Source organism: Photobacterium sp. AWH4_225 (assembly GCF_056158405.1).
Genome location: NZ_JBSWTF010000004.1, coordinates 391,210 through 416,782 on the forward strand (window position 1 = coordinate 391,210; position 25,573 = coordinate 416,782).

Consider the following 25,573-nt stretch of genomic DNA (forward strand, 5'->3'; position numbering starts at 1 on the left):
CACCCCTTAACATTCAATCCACAAGCTATTGATAAACATATTAAAACTATAATTATCAGATAGTTCCCTTCCCTACTAAGCACCTTGCTATAAAAATAATTCACCTTATTGATAAATATATCTAATGTTCACTTGGTCACTAAAAGCACATTTTAAAGAGTACCTGACGGTAAGAAGTGATAATATCCCCTCCGATTTACATTTGGTTACATTTAACCAGGTGTACCTCAAACACTCAATCCATGAACATAGAGATGTATTATGTGGAATAGACTCAATAAGTCGATGATGGTTTGCCAAATGATGTTTGGCCTATCTTTCTACGGTGTGATGGTTATCCTCACCCGCTTTTTCCTAGAAAACCTTAACTACAGTGAAGCCGACACCATGATGGTCGTGGGTGCTTTCTCATCAATAGGCCCGTTGTTTGCCATTGCAGGCGGTTTTATTGCTGATAAATTTCTCGGGGCTTACCGTTCACTTACAATCAGTTACTTCGGTTTTGCCATTGGCTATGCCCTGCTCGTGATGGGTGCATCGACACTAAATGTACCAATGAGTTTGATTGGTATTGCGCTTGCGAGTTATTCCCGTGGTCTAATGTCACCTTCTTACCCAAGCCTTTACAAACGCACATTCCAATCAGAAGAACACTTTGAGAATGCCTACCCAGTTAACTACTCGGTCAACAACGTTGGTGCCCTGCTAGGCCAATACTTCTTCCCGATGCTGGTGTTGATCCTTGGCTTCCATGGCAGCTTTGCCCTGTCTGCTGCTATGGCAACGCTTGCGTTTGTTATCCTGTTCATTTCACGCAAGCCCCTGTTATCTGTCGCCACTGACATGGACAACAAGCCTGCTGGAGCGAAGAACTGGCTGGCGTTTATTGCCATTTCGGCTTCGATGATCGGCCTTGTTTTCTTCATGTTCTCCAACATGGATATCGGCAAGAACATCGTATATGCGATTGGTGCAGCGGCTATCAGCTACTTTATATGGTTGATGATGAAAGCTAACCGCTCCGACTCTTTAAAAATGGGGACTATCTTGATCATCACCGCACTGACCACAGCGTTTTTCGTCTACTACGGTCAGATGATGACTTCTATGACCATGGTGACTATCAACACCATGCGTGGTGATCTGTTTGGTATCATCCCAATCGCTCCGGAAGCCTCAATGGCGATGAACCCACTATGGTGTATTGTCGGCGGACCTTTGGTATCGTGGGGTTTCTCTTCGCTAGAGAAACGCAATATAAACTTCTCAACGGCAACGAAAGTGAGCTTCTCTTTTGTATTGACCGCTATTGCCTTTGGTATTCTCACCATGGCGATCTACAACATCGGCGAAAATGTCATTATCCGCCCTGAAGTATTCTTGGCTATCCACTTCTTCCAGGCACTGGCAGAAGTGATTGTCGGTAGCTTGGTGGTTGCCTTCATCCTATCGGTTGCACCTAAGCACATTGAGAACTTCTCAGTCAGCCTTTTCTCGGTGGCTATTGCCCTAAGTGGTATTGTCGGCGCAGTATTCTCAACCTCTATCGCACTGGAAAAAGGCCAGGAAATCACCCAGGAAATCGTACAAACCGTTTACGGTGACTACTTTAGCCTACTAACAATGCTTGCGGTTGTGATGGTCGCAGTTGCCCTGCTTGCCTCTCGTATGATCCGTGTAATGCTGAAAAAAGCAGAAGACGATCAGGAACAAAATGCTACGCTGGCAGAAGCATAATGGCTTAGCCCATTTCTTTGCTGAGAATAGGTAAAGTAAAAGCCAACACTCTAAAGGCTCCGCTTCGGGGCCTTTTTTGTATCTGCAACAAAGCAGAAAAAGCCTAAACCAGCCAAAGCGAACAAAAATCAAACAAAATAATTGCAAAGCGTTGAATTATAGAACAACTTAATGAGGAGAAATGAAGATAGTCGAGGTGCTATCTTTTTAAAGGTAACACAAAAAAATTTATATTATTAGACTTGTTAAAAAACTTTCTCAGCCTATAATGCTGAAAACCGGAGCGTCTGCCAACGCTCCGGTTTTTTTGTGCCTGCAACATGGTAAATCTGAATGCTATCTGCCAATAGCAAAAAGCCATGATGCAAAATTCGATAAGATAAGGAATGACCAATGCGTATCGAACAAGACTTGAAACTGGGTTTTAAAGATGTACTGTTTCGTCCAAAACGTTCAACCCTAAAAAGCCGTTCTCAAGTTGAATTAACCCGCGATTTTACATTCAAGCATAGCGGTCGTCAATGGTCTGGTGTACCAATTATTGCTGCCAATATGGACTCTGTTGGTAGCTTCGAAATGACCGCTGCCCTTGCCAAGCACGGTGTGATGACAGCTGTTCACAAGCACTATACTGTTGCTGACTGGGCTGAGTTCGTTAACAACAACGACGCTAACGTGCTGAACAACGCAATGGTTTCTACCGGTACTTCTGACGCTGATTTCCAGAAGACCAAAGACATCATGGAACTGTCTGACGACCTTATCTTCATCTGTATCGATATCGCCAATGGCTACTCTGAGCACCTTGTACAATACGTTCAGAAGGTCCGTGCTGAATTCCCTAACAAGGTTATCAGTGCCGGTAACGTAGTAACAGGCGACATGGTTGAAGAGCTTATCCTTGCTGGTGCTGACATCGTTAAAGTCGGTATCGGCCCAGGCTCTGTATGTACTACCCGCGTTAAGACAGGTGTTGGCTACCCTCAGCTTTCTGCCATCATCGAGTGTGCTGACGCAGCTCACGGCCTAGGCGGTCGTATCATCGGTGACGGTGGCTGTGCATGTGCTGGTGATGTTGCCAAAGCCTTCGGTGGCGGTGCTGACTTCGTAATGCTTGGCGGTATGCTGGCTGGCCACGAAGAGAGCAACGGTGAAGTCATCGAGCAAGACGGCAAGACTTTCATGAAGTTCTACGGCATGTCTTCACAAAGCGCGATGGACAAGCACTCTGGCGGTGTGGCCAAGTACCGTGCAGCTGAAGGTAAAACAGTTCTTCTGCCATTCCGTGGCCCGGTTGAAAACACTATCCAGGACATCATGGGTGGCGTTCGTTCTACTTGTACTTACGTCGGTGCCGCGAAGCTGAAAGAGCTGACCAAGCGCACGACCTTCATCCGCGTACAAGAGCAGGAAAACAACGTATTCGGTAAAGAGTAAACAGGTTTTCGCTAAAGAATAAGCTATTACTTGTTTGGTGAAAGTATTAGCAAAGGCCGCTTAGCAATAAGCGGCCTTTCTTTTATCTCTTGCTTGCCACCAGCCACTCTTTAATTCATATCTCCTTACACTCTTTGGCCCCATAAAGGTCATACTGACTAATCTGATCAAGTATGAACACCGTAGTCATGGGTAGTTATAACGTGAACAAGTTATGCGGAGGCAGATATGGACTTAGCAGACAAACTCAGATCAAGAGGTAAAGCTGTCGAAGATGATTACTTTGCCCGTGAGGAAAGAGCACTGATTGAAGCTATCCGTGAAAAGCGTCAGAACGGAGAGCTTGATAACTGGCACAGAGATGATGAATCCCTAAGTGAATAGCAAACATCGTATATTTTTCAATTCAGCTTAGCTAAATACTGCACCCAAAGGCCACATCATAGTGGCCTTTGAAATTATTGCTGACACTGATTCAGATATTCAACCAATCCATCGAGGTCTACAGGGACGATCGTTGAATTATCTTCCCCTTTCTTCACTAGCCCTTCTTTAATTAACTCATGAATGATTCGGGTATAGGCTCTATCCGTACAACCGAAGCGCTGTGCTTCCTGATACATATAATCATGTTTTAAAGAACGGGCATCAGTCGTACACCGGTCTACGATATCTTTAACGATGTTGAACTTCAGCGGATACAAAGAGCGCTCGATGGCAATGTTCATTGACGATTGATACATATTCGCCATGCGGTGATTCATCCAAAATGAAATCGTCGAATCTTCAAGCAAGATTTCAGCAAACCGCTCCTTTGGGATCACAACAAGCTCAGTTGTCGCTGTTGCTACCACATCGAATGAACAACGATTTCCCGAGAAAAACTCGATTTCTCCAAAGAAGTTATCTTCTAGGAAGTAGTCACCCAAGCTAAGCGTTTTACCATTAAGGGCTGTGTGTAACAGCATAAACTGAGCGGCAGCAGACCAATATACCTCGGTGATATCGTGTTCTTGCCTGACGATATAATCGCCCTTTTGCCGAGTAATGCGCCGAAAGCTCTCATTGGCAATTAACTGACGAAACCTTTCTGGCCCTTTGCTCAAAATTTCAGACATATCCATTTTGTGTAAACTGTGTCCAACCTATCAAAATATAAAATTATTTTTGCCACACCCGGACAATTGTCGTGCTAGTGTCCCCAAGCGATTCTATAAGCTACAGTTCATAAGCTTAGGAAGCAAAATGCTAACTATCTATACTCATAATAATCAACCGCAATTTGGGAAACACTGCGTTTTCCCGGATTATACATTGTTGGGACAACACGAATGAATTACTTCGATCTTCCGAAAATTGATCTTCATTGCCACCTAGATGGCAGCGTCAGACCACAGACTGTTATCGACTTGGCCAAACAGCAAAACATCACGCTACCTAGCTATGATGTTGATGAAATCAACGCTTTGATGGTTGCCCCAGAAACTTGCCCTAACCTGCCAGAATACCTCAGCCGCTTTGACCTGCCGGTATCGGTCATGCAGACAGCTGAAAGCTTGGAGCGTATTTCTTTTGAGCTGTTTGAAGACGCAGCCAAAGAAAACGTGAAGTACTTGGAGGTTCGTTTTGCGCCTCAGCTGCACATTCAAAACGGCCTGACTTATGAGCAAATCATTGCCAGCGCGGTTAAGGGAATGAAAAAAGCTGAAGCTCAGTACGATATCAAGGGTAACTACATTCTTTCGATGGTGAAGTTCCTACCTTCTGATACCATCCCGCAGGTTATTGACGCAGGTGTTAGCCTACTGAACCAAGGCGTTGTTGCTTTTGATCTTGCTGGTAGTGAGCTTGATGGTTTCAGCCATGACTATGCCACTTTCGCACAGGATGCAAAAGACAAAGGCTACAGAGTCACTATTCATGCAGGCGAACAAGGCAGCGGCCAAAATGTCTATGAAGCTATTTCTATCCTAGGTGCTGAGCGCATTGGTCATGGTGTTGCGATCAAAGATCATGAACAAGCTTACAACCTGGTGAAAGATGAAGACGTCGCGCTTGAAACTTGCCCAAGCAGCAATGTTCAAACGAAAGCGATCCCAGAACTATCGCAGCACCCAATCAAAGCGTTTTACAAAGATGGCGTGCCAGTGACGATCAACACTGACAACCGAACAGTTTCAAACACTACGATGACTGATGAAGTTCGCAAGGTGGTAGAGCAGTTCGATCTAAGTGAAGAAGATTACTACCAAATCTACCAGATGAGCGTTAAACACTCTTTCGCTTCAGACGACGTCAAGCAAGCATTGATGCAGTTCGCTAAATAAGCAAAATCAAAACTAATTATAAGGCCACTTCACTCCTGTGAAGTGGCCTTTTTCATGTTTGCCGTATACCTAACAGCTAATACAATCAATCCAACGATTTCTTGAACCGCTTAGACGCCACCAGCAGACCGATAACGGTAAAGCCTGCTAGCCACAGTGTATCTTTCCATAACCCGGCCAGATCAGCGCCGCGCAAAACGATACCCCTTATCAAACGCATAAAGTGTGTCGCTGGCAGAGCTTCTGATATCCACTGTGCTGCAACAGGCATGGCTTCGTATGGAAACATAAACCCGGAGAGCAAAATCGATGGCAGCAGTATGAAAACGGTCATTTGCATCGCTTGAAGCTGGGTAGAAGCGATCGTCGAGATCACCAGGCCCAAGGTCAAACTGGCAGAGATAAACAACAAGGTCCCAAACAAGATCTGGCTGATCGCCCCATTGATCGGCACATCAAAGATAAAGTGCCCTAACCCCAGGATAATAATGACCTGAATCAATCCGACAAAGATATAGGGGACTATCTTGGCTACCATCAATTCAAATGAGTGGATTGGTGTGGTGATCAACAGTTCGAGGTTCCCGCGCTCACGCTCCCTTACTATGGCGGCACTGGTAAACAAGATCATCGTCATGGTTAAGATCACCCCCAAAAGGCCGGGAATAATATTCACCGCCGAGCGCTGGGTGGGATTGAAATACAACGCTACCTCAAAGGTTTTTTCTATCGGTGGGCGAATTTCGATGTCCAAGTCCGTTAGCGGCATGGCTTGTAAGCCAAGAATCGCCGCGCTAATCATGGTATCGGAACCGTCGACTATCCATTGACCTAGCTCTCGACCCTGCATCGCTCGTTGAGTTAAATCGCTAGGTAAAATCAGTGCAGCCCTCACCTCTCCTTGTTGAATCGCCAGTTCGGCTTCTTGCGGTGATGAATACTGCCTCTTTACCTCAATAACCTGAGTCACCTTTACTGATTCGACTATTATTCGCCCTGCGACACTATTGCTTTGATCGACGATAGCGACAGGGATATTGCGGACGTCAGTGTTTATTGCAAAGCCAAACAGCAGCAACTGGATCAACGGGATCATCACCACCATGCCAAAAGTAATTCGATCGCGTGATAGTTGGCGAATCTCTTTCACCATCACCGCTTTCATACGGTTGAGAGCATTCATTGCCTACCCTCCCCAGTCACTGTGACAAAGACATCTTCAAGGCTAGGCCTAGCAATGTTCATCTCGCTTTTTGTCAATTGTGGGAAGGTGCTTTTAAGCCATACAATAGGGTCATCAATATGTTGATGTATCAATACCCGCAAACGAATGCCGAGCTGTGCCGCCGAGCGGACTTCAGCCTTTTTCAATAATTGCTCTTTCAGCTCCCTTAAACGCTCTGCTTTAATCTCGACAACCTGTACACCCATCTCTTCCATCAGCGTTTCTGGTTCGCCATCAGCACGGATCACACCAGCTTCCATTATCGCTAGCCGGTGGCAACGTTCTGCTTCATCCATATAGTGGGTTGTGACCAAAATCGTGGTGCCTTGATCCGAAAGATCAAAAAGCTGCTCCCAGAACTCTCGACGATTTTCAGGATCCACCGCCGATGTCGGCTCATCAAGAAACAGGAGTTCAGGTTTATGCATTGTTGCAGCCGCCAACGACAAGCGCTGCTTTTGGCCACCACTCATACCGGAAACACGCTGCTTTCGCCGCTGATCTAAGCCATAGGTCGCTAATTGCTCATCGATTCTTTGCGCTAATTCCTGTTTTCCCATTCCGAAGATCTGGCCGATAAACTCCAAGTTTTCTTCCACACTCAAGTCATCGTAAAGCGAAAATTTCTGGGTCATATAGCCTATTTTTAGCCTCAGCTTTTCTGACTCCTGGGGAATAGTTAAACCCAGTACAGATACATCACCTTCAGTCGGGCTCAGCAAGCCTGTCAATACGCGGATAGTAGTCGATTTACCACAACCGTTAGGCCCTAAAAAACCGTAGATACTGCCTTTGGGCACATTAAGGTTGATGTTGTCGATGGCAGTGAAGTCACCAAATTTTTTCTTTACGTTTTGGGCTTTGATCGCATATTCCGCCATGATCATTCCCCAGCCAGTTCCACTTGGGCAGGTACACCGGAAGGAAGCTGCTCTGCACTATCAGGTAAATCAACCTCGGCGAGATACATCAAGCGAGAACGCTCATCTTCTGTCAGGGCATAATAAGGAGTAAATGCGGATTCAGACGATACCCAGCGGACAGTACCTTCAAAAGGCTGTTCTACCCCATCGACATAAACAGGCACTTTACGCCCAGGAACAAAATCGACCCTATAACTGGCTGGTACATAGACCCTTGCATAGGGAACACGGTTTGCTTGAACGACAGCGACTACGCCATTAACAGGTACTCTCTCGCCAAGGTTATATGGCAAGTTATCCAAGATGCCATCTCGGGTAGCCACAATCGTCAGCTCATCTAGCTTTTGTTGCTCCAAAACCACATCTGCGGTGGCGGCGGCCAGTTCAGCTTTAGCTTGATCTATGTCTTCCGGCCTTGAGCCTGCAGTGAGCTTACTGAACTCTTCGTTGGCTGAGTCTAATTCTGCTTTGGCTGAATCTCTTGCTGCGAGAGCACTGTCTTGTTCTGATTGGCTGATCAGTCTTCTATTAACCAATTCGGCCTTACGACGATAGTTCTTATCAGCCTCGGTGAGTTGTGCCTGCGCTCTAGCTACTTTGGCCTGTGCCGCGGCGATATCTTCCGGCCTTTCACCATTGGTGAGCCTGAGTAGATAAGCTTCTGCTTTAGATTGTTCAGCGATGGCATGTGCCAATATCGCTTCCTGGTTCTTACTATCAAGCCTTACCAATACGTCCCCTTGTTGTACTGTGCTGCCCTCTTTGACGGGAAGCTCCCGAATGATTTCATTGGCTGTCGCACTAAAAGTCACCCTGTCACGCTCAAGGGTACCTAAAGCTTGGCTGGGTGAGCTCTTCAAACACCCTGCTAGCAACAAGGGGACAAAAAGGAGAAAAATGATTCGTATGCAAAAGCTTCCTTTCATTGCTGTATCTCTTAAGGCTGGTTCATTGAATCAATGACATGATTACTACTAATTACAGTAGCACTTAGGTAGAGCCAATAACGCAGTGCTACCTCATAACTTCAACGATTTAATTATTAATTAAGAAGTAAAATATTACTTACCACCGAGAAAGGAAATAGTCTTTTAATCACTTTCTTCTTATTGGATAATTAATTACAAACGGTACAAAAAACGCCAATATAATCAATTTAATCAGCAACTTAAGCATAGACCCACATTCAGAACGAAATCAGCATATATTGTGTGGAAACTTGAATATATAATGAAGGCACGACTCAAATAGTGGTGGTTATATTACGTGTCCGAACTCATCTCATCAGTACTGTTACCAAAAGGCAGGCCCTTAAGTGTTGTATACATAGAAGACCGCTATTACGGTCTTTTTATTATCGAGAGAGCTCAGAAAGTGACGTCGCTGCCAGATACTTTTCTGCTTTATCTGCCAAGAACTCTTTCAACGCCTGAATCTGCGGGTTAATGACTCTTCGGCTTGCACACACCAGATACAGGGGAGCCAACTCTGGCTCCCTGCCAATATTAATCTCCTGCAATCGCCCTGCAAGCAGGTCTTCTTTGGCGTCCAATAAAGACTTGTAGGCAACCCCCTTCCCGGCAAGGGCCCAGCGCCTTACCGCCTCGCCGTCATTAGCATAGCGATTCCCCTTCACAACAAGCGTTACCTCTTGACCTTGGTGGAAGAATCGCCAACGGTTATACAAACTATCTCCCAAGGCAAAGCATAAGCAGTTGTGAGCAACCAAATCATCAGGAGTCTCAGGTGTGCCGTGCTCTGCCAAATAGTCAGGCGATGCACACAAGACCCGGGTATTTCCCCCTGCAATAGGTAAAGCGACCAACGAAGAGTCACTTGGCTCGCCATAGCGAAGTGCAACGTCGACAGGCTGGGTATACATATCTGCCAAGCCATCACTCAACTGCACCCTGACTTCCAGCTTTGGATGCAGCGCCATAAACTCATCGATCCAACCTAGTAATATATTTCGCCCACAATCTGATGGCATCGAGAGTTTAATCACACCCTGAAACTCCGCCTGACCTTCTGAGATCGTACTGCATGCTTCGGCCATCAAGCCAACGGCCTGCTCGCAGTAATTCAGAAACTGTTCCCCTTGCTGGGTGAGCCTGATGTTTCGGGTGGAGCGAATAAAGAGCAGCGACCCCACTTCTGTTTCGAGCCTTTTGAGCGCCGCACTGGCCGCTGCTGGGGTAATGTCCATGTTTCTTGCTGCAGCAGAAAGACTGTGCTGTTTTGCCGTTTCTATAAAAATCTTGAGATCGTTTAGTGCTTTCACCGGCAGCCCTATATTCAAAAATTATTTGAAAGTAATTTAAACCAATACTGGTTTTTCAAATTTTCATTGTCAAATAAACTTCAACCATAGATTTGATAAAGCACCTACCCTCTTGTAAGGGAAGCTAAAGGAGAACACCATGAAAGCGGTCGGCTATCAGCAATCACTACCTATTTCTGAACCTCAATCACTGGTTGATTTTACTCTGCCAGAGCCTGTTGCTACTGGTACTGACATCTTGGTTGAAGTCAAAGCCATCTCGGTAAACCCAGTAGACACCAAGGTCCGCATGCGTGCAGCGCCTGAGCAAGGCGAATATAAAGTATTGGGTTGGGATGCCGCAGGTATCGTCAAAGCCGTTGGCCCAGATGCCACCTTGTTCAAACCTGGCGACAAAGTTTGGTATGCCGGTGATCTGACCCGCTCAGGGTCTAATGCCGAGTTCCAGCTCGTTGATGAAAAAATTGTCGGCCACATGCCAGAGGCACTTACTTTTGCTGAAGCAGCAGCCCTACCGCTAACCACAATCACTGCTTGGGAGTTGTTGTTTGACCGCCTGCAGGTGGAAAAGGAAAGTAATAAGAAACTCTTAATCATCGGCGCGGCCGGTGGTGTGGGCTCGATTATGGTTCAATTGGCGAAGAAGCTCACTAACCTGACAGTTATCGGCACCGCCTCGCGCCCAGAAACCCAAGCATGGCTAGAAGAGCTTGGCGCTGATCATGTCATCAACCACCGCGAGTCACTGAGCAAGCAACTGGCAGATAAAGGGCTTGGTGAAGTAGATTATGTAGTGGGTTTGACCAACTCGGATGATCACCTAAGCGAGATTGTCGAGTCTATTAAACCACAAGGCAAATTCGGCTTGATTGATGATCCGGCATCGTTTGATATCTTGCAGCTCAAGCGTAAAAGCATTTCATTGCATTGGGAATTTATGTATACCCGCTCATTATTTGGCACTGAAGACATGATTGAACAGCATCACCTGCTCAACAATGTTGCAAAAATGGTCGATAACGGGGACATAAAATCAACAGTTGCTCATCAGGGCGGTACGATTTGTGCTGATAATTTGAAAAAAGCGCATGAGCTATTGGAGTCACAAAAGGCGCTGGGCAAAATCGTGCTTGAAGGTTTCTAATTAATAATCAGTAGCTTGAGAAAGATTATGAGATGAATTGCGAAGGTAGCAGTCATGTGTCGAGGTGCTATCTTCGTAAAGGTAACACAAAAAAATTTCTATTATTAGACTTGTTAAAAAACTTTCTCTGCCTATAATGCTGAAAACCGGAGCGTCTGCCAACGCTCCGGTTTTTTTGTGCCTGCAACATGGTGAATCTGATTGCTATCTGCCAATAGCACCAAGCCATGATGCAAAATTCGATAAGATAAGGAATGACCAATGCGTATCGAACAAGACTTGAAACTGGGTTTTAAAGATGTACTGTTTCGTCCAAAACGTTCAACCCTAAAAAGCCGTTCTCAAGTTGAATTAACCCGCGATTTTACATTCAAGCATAGCGGTCGTCAATGGTCTGGTGTACCAATTATTGCTGCCAATATGGACTCTGTTGGTAGCTTCGAAATGACCGCTGCCCTTGCCAAGCACGGCGTAATGACAGCAGTTCACAAGCACTACACTGTTGCTGACTGGGCTGAATTCGTTAAAAACAACGATGCTAGCGTGCTGAACAACGCAATGGTTTCTACGGGTACCTCCGACGCTGACTTCCAGAAGACCAAAGACATCATGGAGTTGTCTGACGACCTTATCTTCATCTGTATCGATATTGCCAACGGTTACTCTGAGCACCTTGTACAATACGTTCAGAAGGTCCGTGCCGAGTTCCCTAACAAAGTTATCAGTGCCGGTAACGTGGTAACTGGCGACATGGTTGAAGAGCTTATCCTTGCAGGTGCTGACATCGTTAAAGTCGGTATCGGCCCAGGCTCTGTATGTACTACCCGTGTTAAGACAGGTGTTGGCTACCCTCAGCTTTCTGCCATCATCGAGTGTGCTGACGCAGCCCACGGCCTAGGTGGTCGTATCATCGGTGACGGCGGCTGTGCTTGTGCCGGTGATGTTGCCAAAGCCTTCGGTGGCGGTGCTGACTTCGTAATGCTTGGCGGTATGCTGGCTGGCCACGAAGAGAGCAACGGTGAAGTCATCGAGCAAGACGGCAAGACTTTCATGAAGTTCTACGGTATGTCTTCTCAAAGCGCGATGGACAAGCACTCTGGCGGTGTGGCCAAGTACCGTGCAGCTGAAGGTAAAACAGTTCTTCTGCCATTCCGTGGCCCGGTTGAGAACACTATCCAGGACATCATGGGTGGCGTTCGCTCTACTTGTACTTACGTCGGTGCCGCGAAGCTGAAAGAGCTGACCAAGCGTACAACCTTCATCCGCGTACAAGAGCAAGAAAACAATGTTTTCGGTAAAGAATAAACAGGTATTCGGTAAAAAGTAAGTCTGGAAAGGAGATATCGCCTCCTTACACTAGACATAGATTTAAAAGGCCACTGTTTTTTCAGTGGCCTTTTTGCATACAAATACCAATTAAACCTTTTGGATATCAATTGTTCAATAACCAAGTACGACTATAATGCTAGCTCTAATCTATATAAATGATTAGAGGATAATGAGATTTTTCAATAGTAAAAACAGCTTTAAATAATACATGTTAGCTTCCAAGGTAAAAGTATACTGTTGCATGTATTACAAAAGGACAAACTTTCTCAGTTTAGAAAAACTGATGTATTTCTATTGTGTATTAATAATAAAAAATGAACTACCCTTTCCTTGAATGAATAAATAAATTCAAGGGATACCCACATGAAATACGTATTCGCTTTAATATTGGCTTTATGTTCTTTTTCTTCTTATGCGACAACAGATAAAGAATTGTGCGAACAATATGGTCATGCTTTGGCTGGTAATTATGTTGAAAAGCAAAAGGTTTTTCTTAGTGAATTGACATCACGAACCCAGCAAGGCTCTTGGTCGTTAAGCGTAGAAGAATGCGCAATGTATATCAAGCGTGGTAAAAATGACTTCAACTATGAACTCGTTGAGATCGTTCTCGATTAATTTTGTCTCGTTACCAATATTTAAAAATAAGGCCACTGCTTTTGCAGTAGCCTTTTTAATTTTTGATTAAGAATTACTCTAAAGCAATAATTCTTCAACTATCTCACCCGTTGCCTTCCCAGTAATATTGGTTTCTTAAACAACGAATTAAGTGGCAAGTTAAAACAATCGATAATAGATTAAGAGCTCCCCCTCATCTACTTATTGCCCACGGTTTTGCTTCGGATAGTTTGATGGAAATAGCGCTCGTCGGCTTTCATCATCCACCGTTGATTTAAACTCGATATCTTTGTCTATGCTTCGAGCGACGGCCACTGCTGGGCGGCTATTCACGCTTTCAAACCAACGCTTGAGGTTAGGGTATGGCGCTAGCCCCTCTTCACCCAATACAACCTGTGCCTTATCAATCCAGCCCCATGCAGCCACATCTGCAATCGTAAACTCATCACTGACAATGAATTCACGCCCTTCAAGATGACCATCTAACACTTCATAGTGGCGTTGTGCTTCCCGCAAGTAACGATTTTGCGCATAGGGGATTTGCTCTGGAGCCATACGGTGAAAATGCACACATTGGCCGGAAAATGGACCCAAGCCTGATGCTATGAACATCATCCAGGACAGCAATTCTGCACGGTCTTCTGCCTTACCAGCCAACAACCCTGTTTTTTCTGATAGGTATAACAAGATGGCATTAGAGTCGAATACACGGGTACCTTCATCCACAATCGCTGGAAGCTTGCCATTTGGGTTGATCGCACGGAACTCCGCAGTATGCTGCTCCCCTTTTAGCGTATCTACCGCAACCAGTTCATAAGGCAGATCTGTTTCAGCAAGAAATAGGGCAACCTTCATTGGGTTAGGTGTTTGATGAAAATAAAACTTAAGCATTGATGACTCTCCTGATGAATGGTGTGTAGCCGAAGACGTCTGTCGGCAACGTGTTATCCCTTGTAGCAAAAGGTTTTACTAGCTCTAATCATTAAACTATAGAACAACCTGAACGATCGCTCAATAAATTTTTGAGCATTCGTTCAAAAAATTAAATGGTATTTAACTTTCCGGATGAGATTTAGAAAGATCTACCTGCAAACCAACATAAAAATCATCACCCATAACATATATAACTAAGCCATGCTGATTTATGGCCTCCTTCATGCTATTTCGATCTGGATAAATGCCCGCACACGTCTACAGTAATGTCTAATACCACCATCTATGGCTATGCCATATAAGCTGACATTATGAACTCCCACCAAGAAACTCTCAGCAGTCAGTTTCAAGGAAGAATCATCGTACCTGATGACAGTGATTACGATGACATACGACAAATATGGAATGCGATGATAGATAAACGGCCTGCAGTTATCGCTCAATGCAGCAGTGCCTCTGATGTGCTTGCCGCACTCAATTACGCCAAAACGAATGACCTAGAAATCACCGTCCGCGGCGCTGGTCATAACATTGCCGGTAATTCGATTTGTGATAACGGGCTAATGATTGATCTTTCCAGCATGAATAATGTCACGGTCAACCCCAAAACCAAACGAGCACTAGTCCAGCCCGGAGCCACATTGGCAGATATTGATGCAGCAACCCAACAACACGGGCTCGCAACTCCTGTTGGCATTAATTCCACCACAGGTATTTCCGGGCTCACACTAGGCGGTGGTTTCGGCTGGCTCACCCGCAAATACGGAATGACTATCGACAACTTGGTATCTGCCCAAGTCTTGATTGCCGACGGTCGCCAACTGACGGCTTCAGCCAATGAAAACAGTGACTTGTTCTGGGCTATACGCGGCGGAGGCGGCAACTTTGGTATCGTCACTGAATTTGAATTCCAACTTCACCCTGTTGGCCCTGAAGTGCTGGCCGGCCTGATGGTTTTCCCGTTCGAGCAAGCCAAGCAAGTGCTAGAACAATACCGGGCATTCACCCAAGCAGCCCCAGCTGACCTCAATGTCTGGATAGTCATGCGCCAAGCACCGCCGTTACCGTTTTTGCCTGAAGAAGTACATGGTAAGGAAGTCATTGTGCTGGCTATTTTCTATGAAGGTGATTTGGCACTGGGTGAAAGCTTGCTTAACCCACTGCGCCAGTTCGGCACGCCTCATGGCGAGCATATAGGAGCCCAACCTTACACTGCCTGGCAGCAAGCCTTCGATCCCCTACTCACTGAAGGCATGCGTAACTATTGGAAATCGCACAACTTCACCGAACTGCACGACGAAGCCTTGGATCTCTTACTACATTACGCAGGTAACTTACCCTCACCGCACTGCGAGATCTTTATTGGCCAGCTTGCCGGGGCTGCCAATCAGGTCGCTTCCGATGCGATGGCCTACAGTAGTCGCGATGCAAAATTTGTTCTAAATGTCCATGCCCGCTGGGAGACGCCAGCCGAAGATGAAGGCGCTATAAACTGGGCAAGAGACTTCTTCAAAGCCACCACGCCTTATGCATCTGCGGGAGCTTATGTGAACTTCATGACTGAAGAAGAAGGTGGTCGAGTAACCGCAGCCTATGACAGTAATTATCAACGATTGGTTGAGCTGAAACGCCAATATGACCCTGATAATCTGTTCCATCATAATCAGAATATTAAGCCGTAATATCAAACCAAATTTACATTCTGTGCCAAGGCTGCTTTTGCGGTCTTGGTTCATTTTGAGACAAGCTTCCCACACCCAATTATCTTACTCGACCCAGATCAAACTTCTGTCACTTAACCCCTAAGTGCTTCAATACTATGACTACACTTATAGTGAAAATCATCATTGGAGGGGGAAGGATTATGGACTTCACACAAAAGATGAGACTGAGGGGTAAAGCCGAAGAAGATCTCTATTTCGCCGAACAAGACAGAGCACTTATTGAAGCCCTGCACGATATGCAGGAAAACGGTGAAATTGACAACTGGCATAAGTCGTCCAAGCGTGACAGTCAAGCAAAGTCGCAATAAATCTGTTCCAAATAACTTTTCGCGGCTCTGAGGCAAGACAGATAAGGAACCTTGTTCAATAAGGTTTCTTTGGTCGTGCTTGGTATTTAACACGAATAACTGAGCCTAAAGACTAACTTTAGTTCAAAGGGCTAAGCCCAAGCCGGGTTTATGCTGTCAGCGATTTTTTCATATAGAGTGCTGTCCATATTTCTCCATTAGCTGCCTTGAAACCCTTCTCCCGCCTATTCACAACAAAGCCCAATGATTCATAACAACGTCTTGCCTTGTTGTTATGTTCAAAGACTGTTAGCTTAAGATGCTCAGCGTTTAACTGGGTTCGTGCATACTCTATTGCAAGCTCTACCATCCTACGTCCGTGACCTTTGCCTCGGCTTGATGGTTCACCAATTAGGACACGGCATAATCGATACGTTGTCGCTGATTCTCGAAATAACTCTATGTATCCAAGTCGTTGTCCATCTTCATGAAGTATCAGAGGTGTGACTTCTTCATAGGTAAGGTGTTTTGAAAGTTGGGATTTCTCTAGCGGGAATGTAAATCGGTCACCACCCCAGAGGTGATTAAACTCAGCAGAATGAACCCAATTGATTAACACATCCATATCTTCCTGACTAAAGCTGACTAGCTTCATCCTTTGCTCCTTCCTTGGCCACACCAGCCTATTACTGGTAACTATCGAGTAATGCGCCGCCGAAAACGTTTATGTATCCCGCCAGTTACGTTAAACTTCACGGCAACTGACAATCAATAGTCACCCTGATACCTCAAATCGGCTCTAATCTCGCTGATTCGAGAGTAATTTATCTTGAGAGACTGATTTCGGCACATCATTCTTGCAAGTACTATGGTACTTAATGCCGGTGTCCGAGCCAATAAGAGTTAACAATCAATGAGTAACACAATCCAGTGGTTCCCTGGCCACATGCACAAGGCCCGTAAAGAGATCGAAGAAGTTCTACCTAAGGTCGATGTGATCATCGAAGTGCTAGATGCGCGTATCCCTTTCAGTAGTGAGAACCCACTGATCAAAACCTTCCGCGAGAAAACCAACAAGCCTGTTGTTAAGGTTTTGAATAAGCGTGACCTTGCTGATCCTGAAATGACCCAGCTTTGGATTGAGCACCTTGAACAAGAACAAGGTGTCAAGGCTCTTGCGATCACCACAGAGAATGTCAACGAAGTTAATAAGATCATGGATCTTTGCCGCAAGCTAGCGCCAAACCGTGAAGAAATGGGCAAGAACATTCGTACCATGATCATGGGTATTCCAAATGTTGGTAAATCTACCATCATCAATACCCTTGCTGGCCGTACTGTTGCAGTCACCGGTAACCAGCCAGCGGTTACCCGCCAACAGCAGCGCATTAACCTGCAGAACGGCATTGTGCTTTCTGACACCCCGGGGATCCTATGGCCTAAAGTAGAAAACCCACATAGTGGTTTCCGCTTGGCAGCGACCGGGGCGGTAAAAGACACAGCCATGGACTACATTGATGTGGCCTTCTTTACCATCGAGTACCTGATCAAGGCATACCCTAACCTTATCAAGGCCCGTTACGATCTTGACGAAGATGAAGTTCCAGAAACTGAAATAGAGCTAATGGAAGCCATTGGCCGCAAACGTGGCTGCCTCAAAGCCGGTGGTCGTGTCGATCTTCACAAAGCTTCTGAGATTCTGATCAATGAACTGCGTAACGGTACGCTGGGCCAAATCACCATGGAACGCCCTGAGATGATCACTCAGGAATTGATCAACGTAGCAATCGAAGCTGAGCAGAAAGCAGAGCAAAAAGCGAAGAAGAAAGAAGAACGCCGCAAGCGCTATCTAAAAAACAAGCGTTAATCTGATTTCGTGCTGTACGGCACCATGCTGAAATACGAAGCCCTCATGTGCTCAGGCCTATGAGGGCTTTCTTTTATCTCAATGTGTTACCAACATGCAGACAATGCCTGTTTACACATTAACCTTGCACATCAGTTGCGGTATAGAAAGAAAAATTAGAAAATGGCTAACAGCATACTTACAGTGAAACTTTTCTTTCCACATACGGTCTGAATGTCATTGTAAGGAATCAAGTTGTTACTGAGATATTCAATGAGCAAAGCGGTAAACCGAAGCCATACAGCCAGATATACCCTGCTGTTAGTAATGATCGTCATTTTTGTCTGTTCCGGACAAAATTTCGGCTTTGCGGCTTCGTGCACCTTGAACTCATCACCAGGTTATGAAGTCACTCAGGGTAAACAAGCTGTTGCTCAACACACGGTAACCGACAACTCCAGTACTGACTCAGCTGAACAGGGTCACTGCTCGCTTGCAGACCATTTACTTCAGATGCATCAACACTCGGTAGAGCATGCCATTGTTAGCATGTTTATCGTAGTACTGGCACTCTTGATCTATGCTGCTGTCACCAAAGCCACACCAGTATTTACCGAACCTATTCCTCCCACACGGCGGCGTCATCTAACGTTGTGTGTGTTCCGAGAATAAGCCTTAGCCTTCCTCTCTCAAGTATTGCTTGAGAACGCTTTTGTTATTCTTGGAGTTATTACATTGAAAAATATGATTTTTAAACGATTTTCCGTTCTGACATCCCTGCTTATTTTGCTGGGTAGCCTTTTCTCATTCACGGCTTCTGCAGTTGAGTATTCTACCGGCTGGTTGCAAAACCCTGATCACCCTCCTGTCCAGCTTCGCTATATGCTGACAGGCCAACAAGACCCGCAAAACAAGACAGTCGAAGCCCTGTTAGAAGTAAAGCTCGACACTGATTGGAAAACCTACTGGCGCAGCCCGGGCGAAGGCGGCGTTGCACCTTCTATTGACTGGTCGCTTTCCAACAACCTAGAAGACGTTGACTGGCATTGGCCGATGCCAAAGCGTTATGAGTTTTTGGGGGTTGAAACACTAGGTTACAAGCACACTATCATCTTCCCGATGACTATCCACGTCAAAGACATGTCCAAGCCTGTATTTCTCTCAGGCGTCCTGACTATGTCTTCGTGTACCAATATTTGTGTACTGACCGATTACGAAATCTCACTCGATTTTAACCCGGCCAACCTGACTGCTTCTGAGCAGGCAATGCATTTGTACAACCAAGGAATGAGCCACGTACCGACAGAACAACCAAGCGTCGAGATCAAGGCCCTTTCTTGGGACAAGAATAAGAAGGTATTGTCTGTCGTCGCCAGCAACACGCTTGGTTGGAACCAGCCAGATGTATTTATTGATGGCGAATCACAGAACGTTCAAGATGCGTCTTTCCTAAAACCAAACGTCAATGTGGACGGCAACACACTTACTGCACAGATGAAAGTCAGCAGCTGGTTCGGTGAGCCAAAACTGCTTGGTGAAACGCTCAATATCACCATCAGTGACACCGACTTTTCAGTTGAAACCAAAGGTGTTGCCAATGATATTCCCGTTACCATCACAGCAAGTAGCAATAACTTACTCGAAATCATCGGTATTGCCCTGCTTGGTGGTTTGATTCTAAACATCATGCCTTGCGTACTGCCGGTATTGGGTATGAAGTTAAGCAGTGTGATTGCAGCTGAAGGGTTGGAAAAACGCCAGATCCGCATGCAGTTCCTGTCGTCTGCAGCCGGTATCCTGACCTCTTTTTGGCTATTGGCAGGCTTCCTGATCGCACTTAAGCTTTCAGGGCAAACTCTTGGCTGGGGTGTACAGTTCCAAAGTCCTTATTTCATTGGCGCTATGGTGATCATTACCGCCCTGTTCGCCGCTAATATGCTTGGTTTGTTCGAAATACGGCTATCAAGCGACACCAATACATGGATGGCGACTAAAGGTGATGACTCTTATGTCGGTCACTTTGTCCAAGGTATGTTCGCTACCTTGCTAGCCACCCCATGCAGTGCCCCTTTCCTTGGCACCGCCGTCGCTTTCGCCCTTGGCGCTGATGTCGTTACCCTAGTAGCTATCTTTACTGCCCTGGCCGTTGGTATGGCTGCGCCTTGGCTACTGATTTCCCTGTTCCCTCGCCTTGCTAATCTACTGCCGAAACCAGGCATGTGGATGGATAAAGTTAAAAGCTTGTTCGGTTTGATGATGCTAGCGACCAGCTTGTGGCTACTGAGCTTGATGACCAGCTTCTTCTCAACCGCTGCAGTCATTCTGATCGGCGTCTTAATGGTTGTGGTATTGCTGTGGCGTCTAGGTAAGGTTAAAGGCCGCAAGCCGGTCATTCTGGCAATGGCTTTCATCATTGTCGGTTCTGGTGGTGGTTTGATCGCAGGAAGCATGACTGCCGACAACTGGGCGACACCTCTACCACAGGATCATGCATGGCAACCGCTCAATATCGATGCTATCCAGCAACAAGTCAGCCAAGGCAAGACCGTGTTTGTCGATGTAACCGCAGACTGGTGTATTACCTGTAAGGTCAACAAGGTCAGTGTACTGCTTCAAGATCCGGTTTACTCAGCCCTTGAGCAAGACCATATTGTTCTGATGAAAGGGGATTGGACTAAGCCTTCTGACTATGTCACTGGCTACCTGCGCTCCAATGGTCGCTTTGGTGTGCCATTCAACATCGTCTACGGGCCTAATGCCCCTACAGGCATTGCCCTACCGGTTATCCTGACCAGTAACGATGTTATCAAGGCGATTGAAGCTGCGAGCGGCAAAGGAGTTGAGTGATGGCATCAAAATCAACTGATGAGTCAAACAAAGCTATTCAAGCTGATAAAGCTAAACCCTCGAGGCTGATGAAGTGGATAAAAGAAGCACTCCTAATGGGCCTTGTACTCATTGCTGTTTCAACGGGATTAGATGTTTGGCGTAGCCAGAGCATGCCACAAGACGCGATTCCGCCTTTGGTTGCCCAATCAACCACAGGCGAACATATTGACCTTATCGCTCGTAGCCATGAAAAACCTGTCTTGGTCTATTTCTGGGGAACCTGGTGCAGTGTCTGCCGCTTTGTCAGCCCAACGATAAATTGGCTGGATGACAGCTTTGATGTGGTCTCTATCGCGGTTAATTCCGGCGATAACCGACGTCTTAACGCTTACCTTGGCCACAATGAATATGGCTTTACCACCATCAATGATAACCGTGGTAGTTTGATGCAACAGTGGGGAATTTCAGCAGTTCCTTCAGTCTTTATCATTAAAGACGGTGAAGTATCTTCTGTCACCACAGGCTTCAGCACTCCGCCGGGTTTATGGCTCAGAATGAAAATGGCCAGTTAAGGAAAAACAAACAGCCCAGTCTATGACTGGGCTGTTTTCTTCGTAAAACGTTACAACGTCAATACCAAGCTATTCCCACTCCCAGTGCCTGCCTTCATGGCCATCTGAAAACATCATCCGATATCCGCTGATGTTCTTATGGGGAATATCATGCATGATTTTATGGAACTGCTTGCTATCAACATGAATCAGGTTCTCATGGTCACCCGATTCAATGAACAGCTCATCTTGATCAAACAGCATATCATCCACCAGCATATCTACCTGATAAGCTTGGCCAATTGATGGAACCGCTCCGGGTTCACAGTCTTGGAATATGCCTGATAGCTCATGCTCACCGACAAGGAAATATTGTTTCCCCATCATGCGGCTGATCTTATCTATCATTACACGGCGGTTTGAAGGAACGACAGCCATCAAGAACTCACCGTTTTGATCTTTCAGCATTACTGCTTTCGCAACCTGTGAGGTTGGAACATGAGCCGATATGGCCGAGCTAAATGACGTATCGGTATGTTTGTGTCGAGTCAGACTAAAATCGACATTGTGGCTGTTGAGGAATTGCCCTACTGTCAGTGCCATAGCCATGGGATCACCTCCTGATCAATCATCAAGCCACTTCCCAACACTAGAAATCGGGCCTGATGGAAACTGGGCCTACAGCCTCAGTATGGAAGGTGATGGCCAATTTCGCGAGCTAAATTCAGAGCCAGAGCCGTAAAGAAATTCACACAGAAAGAAGTGCTATTGGACAACCCGTCTTGCTTGCCAGTAAGTACTGCGCCAGTAAGGGTTTTTAAGGTTTGAAATCATCACGCCTTGTGATGTTGAAGCATGAAGAAATTGTGAGTCCCCAAGGTAAATACCAACGTGACGCAGGGTGCGGCCAGTCTTGAAGAAAACGAGATCGCCTTCTTCCAGCTCTGTAATCGCCACCCACTTACCCTGCCTTACCTGCTCACCGGTCGTTCTTGGAAGCTTTTTCTGAAACACCTCGGCAAGACCAATCTGGACAAAGGCCGAACAGTCGATACCAGCCTTAGTCGTTCCACCCAAGCGATATGGCGTACCACGCCATTGGCGGTAAACAGAATCAAGCGAAGGAGATTGATGAATGGGCACATTCATTTCAACAAATTCATAACGCGGGGTATTGGCCTGTTGTTCACTAGAAGCCTCATCGCTTTCTAGAGAGTCAGGGGAAGAAGAACATCCCGAAAGCCAAATTGTCAAAGCCAGTGATAGTAACTGCTTCTTCACTGCGGTTGACTCCTTTACTGCGCTGAAATGGGCAGGCTATGAATTATTTGTGGTAATAATTTACTAGGTTAGTCAAAAATAGCCGATTCGGAAACACTATTGTGCGTTTACGGCAAAAATTTGACATAACTGATGAGAAAGTCAGCAAAGGCAGTGCAATGGTGGAAGGCAAGCAAAAAAAAGGCTGACAAAAGTCAGCCCACAAAACTCCACACAACAGAAGAGATAGATACCTTGCGCTCACCCAACCAAGGAGAGCATATTGCATCTATCGAAAGTATTTATCTCTTTAATTCAGCGACTTATCCAGTACTTTTTGGCTAGTACGGCCACAACTGCGAGCAACTTCACGCATTTATGAACACCAACTCATTATTTGTTCAATTATTTGCATTTTTGGCTATCCACCTAATTTTTATAGGCAAATCAACAAAAAGTGAATTTTCACCTGGATTTCGATGAACAATTTTTAAACATTTGTAACCTTCTATCAATTATTCAAATAAAACATGCATCGATTTACTGGTCATACAACTAAAAAGATTTCATAATGCACACAGTTTTTCATTAAATCGCTAAGGAGTAAGCGTGCTTGCATTCTTCCGTATTTTCCTCGCGGCCATTTTTATTATCTTTACTACACTCTTCGCACTGGTGTACTGCACCTTGTTTAAACCGCGCGATCCCAAGCACGTGCATTTTTTCTGCCGCTGGTTTAATCAACTGCAACGCATCGTAGGGGTCGAGCTCATTCATCGGGGCCAAGAAAAGATTGCTGACACCCCCAAAGCCGTTTACATCTCGAACCACCAGAACGTCTTCGATTTCGTCACTTCGCCAGGCATGCTGCCACCGCGAGCGGTATCTATTGGCAAGAAGAGCCTGTTATGGGTTCCTTTCTTCGGCCAGCTCTATTGGATCACTGGTAATATACTGATTGACCGTGAGAACAAGTCCAGCGCCCGCAATACCATCCAGCAAGTGGCTGATGCTATTCATAAGCGCAACCTGTCAGTATGGATGTATCCGGAAGGTACTCGTAGCAAAGGACGTGGTCTACTGCCGTTTAAGACCGGTGCTTTTCGTATGGCCATCGAAGCGGGTGTGCCGATCATCCCTATGTGCGTAAGCTCTATTCACAATAAGATTTCACTCTCTAACCGGGATAATGGCATTGTCATTGCCGAGATGCTGGACCCAATTGATGTCTCAGGCTACGAGCTATCTGATGCCCGTAAATTAGCAGACCACTGTCATGAGCTAATGGAAAAGAAAATTGCAGAACTAGACGCTGAAGTTGCCCAGCTTGAACAAGCTCGCGCGGGTGACAAAGTCAGTATCAGCTCTTAACCTACCCCCTTAACCAATAACAGGCTTGCCAACCGGCAAGCCTGTTTTGTTTCAAACACAAGCACTTTTGGCAACTAGTGCTCACCCTTGATTAGCAAATCGAATCCACTCTTGAGCTGATCACTTTGCAAGATCCTGCCATGGCCTAGGCCTTCTGTGGCAATCAAGGTGACATGTTGGTTAGCACTCGCTAGCTCAGAGTGCGCATAAGAAGCAAAGCGGTCATATTTATCATGGACAATTACCGCTTTCGCCTCCCTACCCTCGAGACGATCCATAGGGTTAATACTCTCTAGCGGGTATTGGTATTGCTCAGCAATATCATCTACCACTTCATGAAACAACTTCATGGAATAACCCGACTGCGCAACGGTCGACACCAGGTTCTCGGTATAATTTAATACCGGTGCAACCAGCAATACGGGTTTATCTTGTAATAAAGGATGGCGGCTTTCCAATACCATTGCACCACCCATGCTATGCGCTACAACACCAGCAATCGATTCCTGTTGCTCTAAAACACTATCAAATGCCGCGATAAAACCCGGCAAGTGGCCAAACCGCCCTTCACTCTCGCCATGGGCAGGGTTATCGAAAGCCAATGCCTTGTAACCTGAGGCGGCAATATGCTCCATCAAGGAAAAGAACTGACGGGATGAACCCGACCAGCCATGGCCTAGCACCCATGTCGGACCTTCTCCCAAGCTATAGGTCATCATCATACCTTCAGAGGTTGCGATAGTTTTTTTCTCCATACCCATTGGTTCTGCAACCACTTTTTTACTACGTACCGGCGTAAGCAGTACTTTGCGTGCCATACGCTTTGCATGCTCAGGGGCAAGACGGTGATGTAGGCTGGTTGTCAGGTTGATAAGCTTTCTACGTACATCAAAGCCTCGACTTTTTTTGAAGTAAATCTTGCTGCTCATGACTTTCTCACTTATTTTAATAGAACGACCGTGCTATTTTTATTTGTTGTAGTTTCACATATTCGACTTCATCACTGATGAAACAGCGATGAAGCTTAATTGTTGGTTAGACTCGCCACTGGCCAAGAAGTCCTTCAACCCCTTGCCAAAACCGCTGGTGATCATCCGTTTCTAGCTCCATGCTAAGGAACAAGTGACTACTAAGATAAACACCATAAACTTGGTAAACACACTGCCAGCTATCCAACGTAGATTTAAACTCGCCTTGCTCCTTGCCTTGCTCAAACTGACGATACAAATAGCCAAGCCAGCGCTTAGTGACTTCTTTTAGCCTCAGCTGCATTGACGGCTCTTTTTCGCCCCGTTCTGTCCAGGCATCCAAGAACATACAGCTACCCTGAAACGAACGATTCCAGGCCAACCAATTTGTCAGTAAAAGCCGTAACTTTTGCTCAATGGTATCAGGTTGTTGCAAACGAGCTGGTTGAATGACCCGTTCTACAAATTGTTCTCCGGCAAAGTCTAGGACGGCAATCTGCAAATTCTCGCGTGAGTTAAAGTGGGCAAACAAACCGCTTTTTGACATACCAGAGGCTTTCGCCAACTGACCAATCGTTAAGCTATCCAGCCCGTCTCGGCTCGCCAACGAAAAAGCGGTATTCAAAATGTGGAGGCGAGTGGCCTCTTTCTTACTCATTGCTTGTTTGTCCATTACAAAAACTCATTTTTACTGTCAGTTTTCGATTACCTTGTATATTTAGCACGATCGTACTTTTATGGGAAGGCTTAAATTGTATTGATACAACATACTTCGTACCGGTA

General features: G+C 45.8%; 26 protein-coding genes. 15 read left to right on the forward strand and 11 right to left on the reverse strand.

From position 1 onward, the window contains the following. Positions 1 to 261 precede the first annotated feature (261 nt). The 3 genes from ACXAD4_RS19210 to ACXAD4_RS19220 all read left to right on the forward strand — a co-directional run bounded on the left by ACXAD4_RS19210 (position 262) and on the right by ACXAD4_RS19220 (position 3,558). Positions 262 to 1,737: a peptide MFS transporter gene (locus tag ACXAD4_RS19210; protein ID WP_475243450.1), complete on the forward strand. Its 1,476-nt coding sequence runs from the start codon at positions 262 to 264 to the stop codon at positions 1,735 to 1,737. Between the two features lie 393 nt (positions 1,738 to 2,130). Further along, the gene (locus tag ACXAD4_RS19215) at positions 2,131 to 3,174 is read left to right on the forward strand and encodes a GMP reductase (protein ID WP_475243451.1); all 1,044 of its coding nucleotides are present in this window, start codon (positions 2,131 to 2,133) and stop codon (positions 3,172 to 3,174) included. A gap of 228 nt (positions 3,175 to 3,402) precedes the next feature. Next, on the forward strand, positions 3,403 to 3,558 hold the full coding sequence (locus ACXAD4_RS19220) for a hypothetical protein (RefSeq protein WP_317523019.1): 156 nt from the start codon (positions 3,403 to 3,405) through the stop codon (positions 3,556 to 3,558). A gap of 74 nt (positions 3,559 to 3,632) precedes the next feature. Here ACXAD4_RS19220 and ACXAD4_RS19225 read toward each other — a convergent pair whose 3' ends face one another. Beyond that, on the reverse strand, positions 3,633 to 4,292 hold the full coding sequence (locus tag ACXAD4_RS19225) for a Crp/Fnr family transcriptional regulator (protein WP_475243452.1): 660 nt from the start codon (positions 4,290 to 4,292) through the stop codon (positions 3,633 to 3,635). Positions 4,293 to 4,505: 213 nt separating this feature from the next. Here ACXAD4_RS19225 and add point away from each other — a divergent pair, with 213 nt between their 5' ends. Beyond that, positions 4,506 to 5,501: an adenosine deaminase gene (gene add / locus ACXAD4_RS19230; RefSeq protein ID WP_475243453.1), complete on the forward strand. Its 996-nt coding sequence runs from the start codon at positions 4,506 to 4,508 to the stop codon at positions 5,499 to 5,501. A gap of 85 nt (positions 5,502 to 5,586) precedes the next feature. On the opposite strand, the gene ACXAD4_RS19235 is transcribed toward add, so the two are convergent. From ACXAD4_RS19235 to ACXAD4_RS19250, 4 genes are all read right to left on the reverse strand, one after another. Next, positions 5,587 to 6,684: an ABC transporter permease gene (locus tag ACXAD4_RS19235; RefSeq protein ID WP_475243454.1), complete on the reverse strand. Its 1,098-nt coding sequence runs from the start codon at positions 6,682 to 6,684 to the stop codon at positions 5,587 to 5,589. Next, a complete protein-coding gene (locus tag ACXAD4_RS19240; protein ID WP_475243455.1) occupies positions 6,681 to 7,607 on the reverse strand; it encodes an ABC transporter ATP-binding protein in 927 nt (308 codons plus the stop codon). The genes ACXAD4_RS19235 and ACXAD4_RS19240 overlap by 4 nt, the downstream gene beginning before the upstream one ends. A gap of 2 nt (positions 7,608 to 7,609) precedes the next feature. Then, the gene (locus tag ACXAD4_RS19245; RefSeq protein WP_475243457.1) at positions 7,610 to 8,575 is read right to left on the reverse strand and encodes an HlyD family secretion protein; all 966 of its coding nucleotides are present in this window, start codon (positions 8,573 to 8,575) and stop codon (positions 7,610 to 7,612) included. A 428-nt stretch (positions 8,576 to 9,003) separates the two neighbouring features. Further along, entirely contained in the window at positions 9,004 to 9,930 is a 927-nt protein-coding gene (locus tag ACXAD4_RS19250; protein ID WP_475243458.1) for a LysR family transcriptional regulator, read from the reverse strand. A gap of 139 nt (positions 9,931 to 10,069) precedes the next feature. Between ACXAD4_RS19250 and ACXAD4_RS19255 the strand changes: the two genes are divergently transcribed. From ACXAD4_RS19255 to ACXAD4_RS19265, 3 genes are all read left to right on the forward strand, one after another. Then, a complete protein-coding gene (locus ACXAD4_RS19255; RefSeq protein WP_475243459.1) occupies positions 10,070 to 11,074 on the forward strand; it encodes a zinc-binding alcohol dehydrogenase family protein in 1,005 nt (334 codons plus the stop codon). A 261-nt stretch (positions 11,075 to 11,335) separates the two neighbouring features. Continuing rightward, a complete protein-coding gene (locus ACXAD4_RS19260) occupies positions 11,336 to 12,379 on the forward strand; it encodes a GMP reductase (protein WP_222549204.1) in 1,044 nt (347 codons plus the stop codon). Between the two features lie 387 nt (positions 12,380 to 12,766). After that, entirely contained in the window at positions 12,767 to 13,021 is a 255-nt protein-coding gene (locus ACXAD4_RS19265) for a hypothetical protein (RefSeq protein ID WP_475243461.1), read from the forward strand. Between the two features lie 201 nt (positions 13,022 to 13,222). On the opposite strand, the gene ACXAD4_RS19270 is transcribed toward ACXAD4_RS19265, so the two are convergent. Beyond that, a complete protein-coding gene (locus ACXAD4_RS19270; protein WP_475243462.1) occupies positions 13,223 to 13,912 on the reverse strand; it encodes a glutathione S-transferase family protein in 690 nt (229 codons plus the stop codon). Positions 13,913 to 14,265: 353 nt separating this feature from the next. Here ACXAD4_RS19270 and ACXAD4_RS19275 point away from each other — a divergent pair, with 353 nt between their 5' ends. Continuing rightward, positions 14,266 to 15,636: an FAD-binding oxidoreductase gene (locus ACXAD4_RS19275; protein ID WP_475243463.1), complete on the forward strand. Its 1,371-nt coding sequence runs from the start codon at positions 14,266 to 14,268 to the stop codon at positions 15,634 to 15,636. A gap of 182 nt (positions 15,637 to 15,818) precedes the next feature. Then, complete coding sequence (locus ACXAD4_RS19280) at positions 15,819 to 15,986, forward strand: hypothetical protein (protein ID WP_475243464.1); 168 nt, start codon at positions 15,819 to 15,821, stop codon at positions 15,984 to 15,986. A gap of 148 nt (positions 15,987 to 16,134) precedes the next feature. On the opposite strand, the gene ACXAD4_RS19285 is transcribed toward ACXAD4_RS19280, so the two are convergent. Next, positions 16,135 to 16,620 carry a GNAT family N-acetyltransferase gene (locus tag ACXAD4_RS19285; protein ID WP_475243465.1) on the reverse strand — a complete coding sequence of 162 codons (486 nt, stop codon included), beginning with the start codon at positions 16,618 to 16,620 and terminating at the stop codon, positions 16,135 to 16,137. A gap of 258 nt (positions 16,621 to 16,878) precedes the next feature. On the opposite strand from ACXAD4_RS19285, the gene ylqF reads away from it, so the two are divergent. From ylqF to ACXAD4_RS19305, 4 genes are all read left to right on the forward strand, one after another. After that, the gene (ylqF, locus tag ACXAD4_RS19290; RefSeq protein ID WP_317523032.1) at positions 16,879 to 17,832 is read left to right on the forward strand and encodes a ribosome biogenesis GTPase YlqF; all 954 of its coding nucleotides are present in this window, start codon (positions 16,879 to 16,881) and stop codon (positions 17,830 to 17,832) included. A 252-nt stretch (positions 17,833 to 18,084) separates the two neighbouring features. Then, the gene (locus ACXAD4_RS19295; protein ID WP_475243466.1) at positions 18,085 to 18,483 is read left to right on the forward strand and encodes a hypothetical protein; all 399 of its coding nucleotides are present in this window, start codon (positions 18,085 to 18,087) and stop codon (positions 18,481 to 18,483) included. Positions 18,484 to 18,555: 72 nt separating this feature from the next. After that, positions 18,556 to 20,658: a protein-disulfide reductase DsbD family protein gene (locus tag ACXAD4_RS19300; RefSeq protein WP_475245591.1), complete on the forward strand. Its 2,103-nt coding sequence runs from the start codon at positions 18,556 to 18,558 to the stop codon at positions 20,656 to 20,658. Next, positions 20,658 to 21,212: a protein disulfide oxidoreductase gene (locus tag ACXAD4_RS19305; RefSeq protein ID WP_475243467.1), complete on the forward strand. Its 555-nt coding sequence runs from the start codon at positions 20,658 to 20,660 to the stop codon at positions 21,210 to 21,212. The genes ACXAD4_RS19300 and ACXAD4_RS19305 overlap by 1 nt, the downstream gene beginning before the upstream one ends. Positions 21,213 to 21,281: 69 nt before the next feature. Here the strand turns inward: ACXAD4_RS19305 and ACXAD4_RS19310 are convergent, their stop codons facing one another. Further along, positions 21,282 to 21,800, reverse strand: a complete 519-nt coding sequence (locus tag ACXAD4_RS19310) for an aminoacyl-tRNA deacylase (RefSeq protein ID WP_475243468.1) — start codon at positions 21,798 to 21,800, stop codon at positions 21,282 to 21,284. Between ACXAD4_RS19310 and ACXAD4_RS19315 the strand changes: the two genes are divergently transcribed. After that, positions 21,799 to 21,933: a hypothetical protein gene (locus tag ACXAD4_RS19315; RefSeq protein WP_475243469.1), complete on the forward strand. Its 135-nt coding sequence runs from the start codon at positions 21,799 to 21,801 to the stop codon at positions 21,931 to 21,933. The genes ACXAD4_RS19310 and ACXAD4_RS19315 overlap by 2 nt on opposite strands. A 23-nt stretch (positions 21,934 to 21,956) precedes the next feature. On the opposite strand, the gene ACXAD4_RS19320 is transcribed toward ACXAD4_RS19315, so the two are convergent. Then, entirely contained in the window at positions 21,957 to 22,472 is a 516-nt protein-coding gene (locus ACXAD4_RS19320) for an NlpC/P60 family protein (RefSeq protein WP_475243471.1), read from the reverse strand. A 588-nt stretch (positions 22,473 to 23,060) separates the two neighbouring features. On the opposite strand from ACXAD4_RS19320, the gene ACXAD4_RS19325 reads away from it, so the two are divergent. Further along, the gene (locus ACXAD4_RS19325; protein WP_475243472.1) at positions 23,061 to 23,822 is read left to right on the forward strand and encodes a 1-acylglycerol-3-phosphate O-acyltransferase; all 762 of its coding nucleotides are present in this window, start codon (positions 23,061 to 23,063) and stop codon (positions 23,820 to 23,822) included. Between the two features lie 74 nt (positions 23,823 to 23,896). Here ACXAD4_RS19325 and ACXAD4_RS19330 read toward each other — a convergent pair whose 3' ends face one another. Both ACXAD4_RS19330 and ACXAD4_RS19335 read right to left on the reverse strand, forming a co-directional pair. Beyond that, positions 23,897 to 24,751, reverse strand: a complete 855-nt coding sequence (locus tag ACXAD4_RS19330; RefSeq protein WP_475243473.1) for an alpha/beta hydrolase — start codon at positions 24,749 to 24,751, stop codon at positions 23,897 to 23,899. Positions 24,752 to 24,857: 106 nt separating this feature from the next. Then, entirely contained in the window at positions 24,858 to 25,448 is a 591-nt protein-coding gene (locus ACXAD4_RS19335) for a TetR/AcrR family transcriptional regulator (RefSeq protein WP_475245592.1), read from the reverse strand. Positions 25,449 to 25,573: the final 125 nt, after the last annotated feature.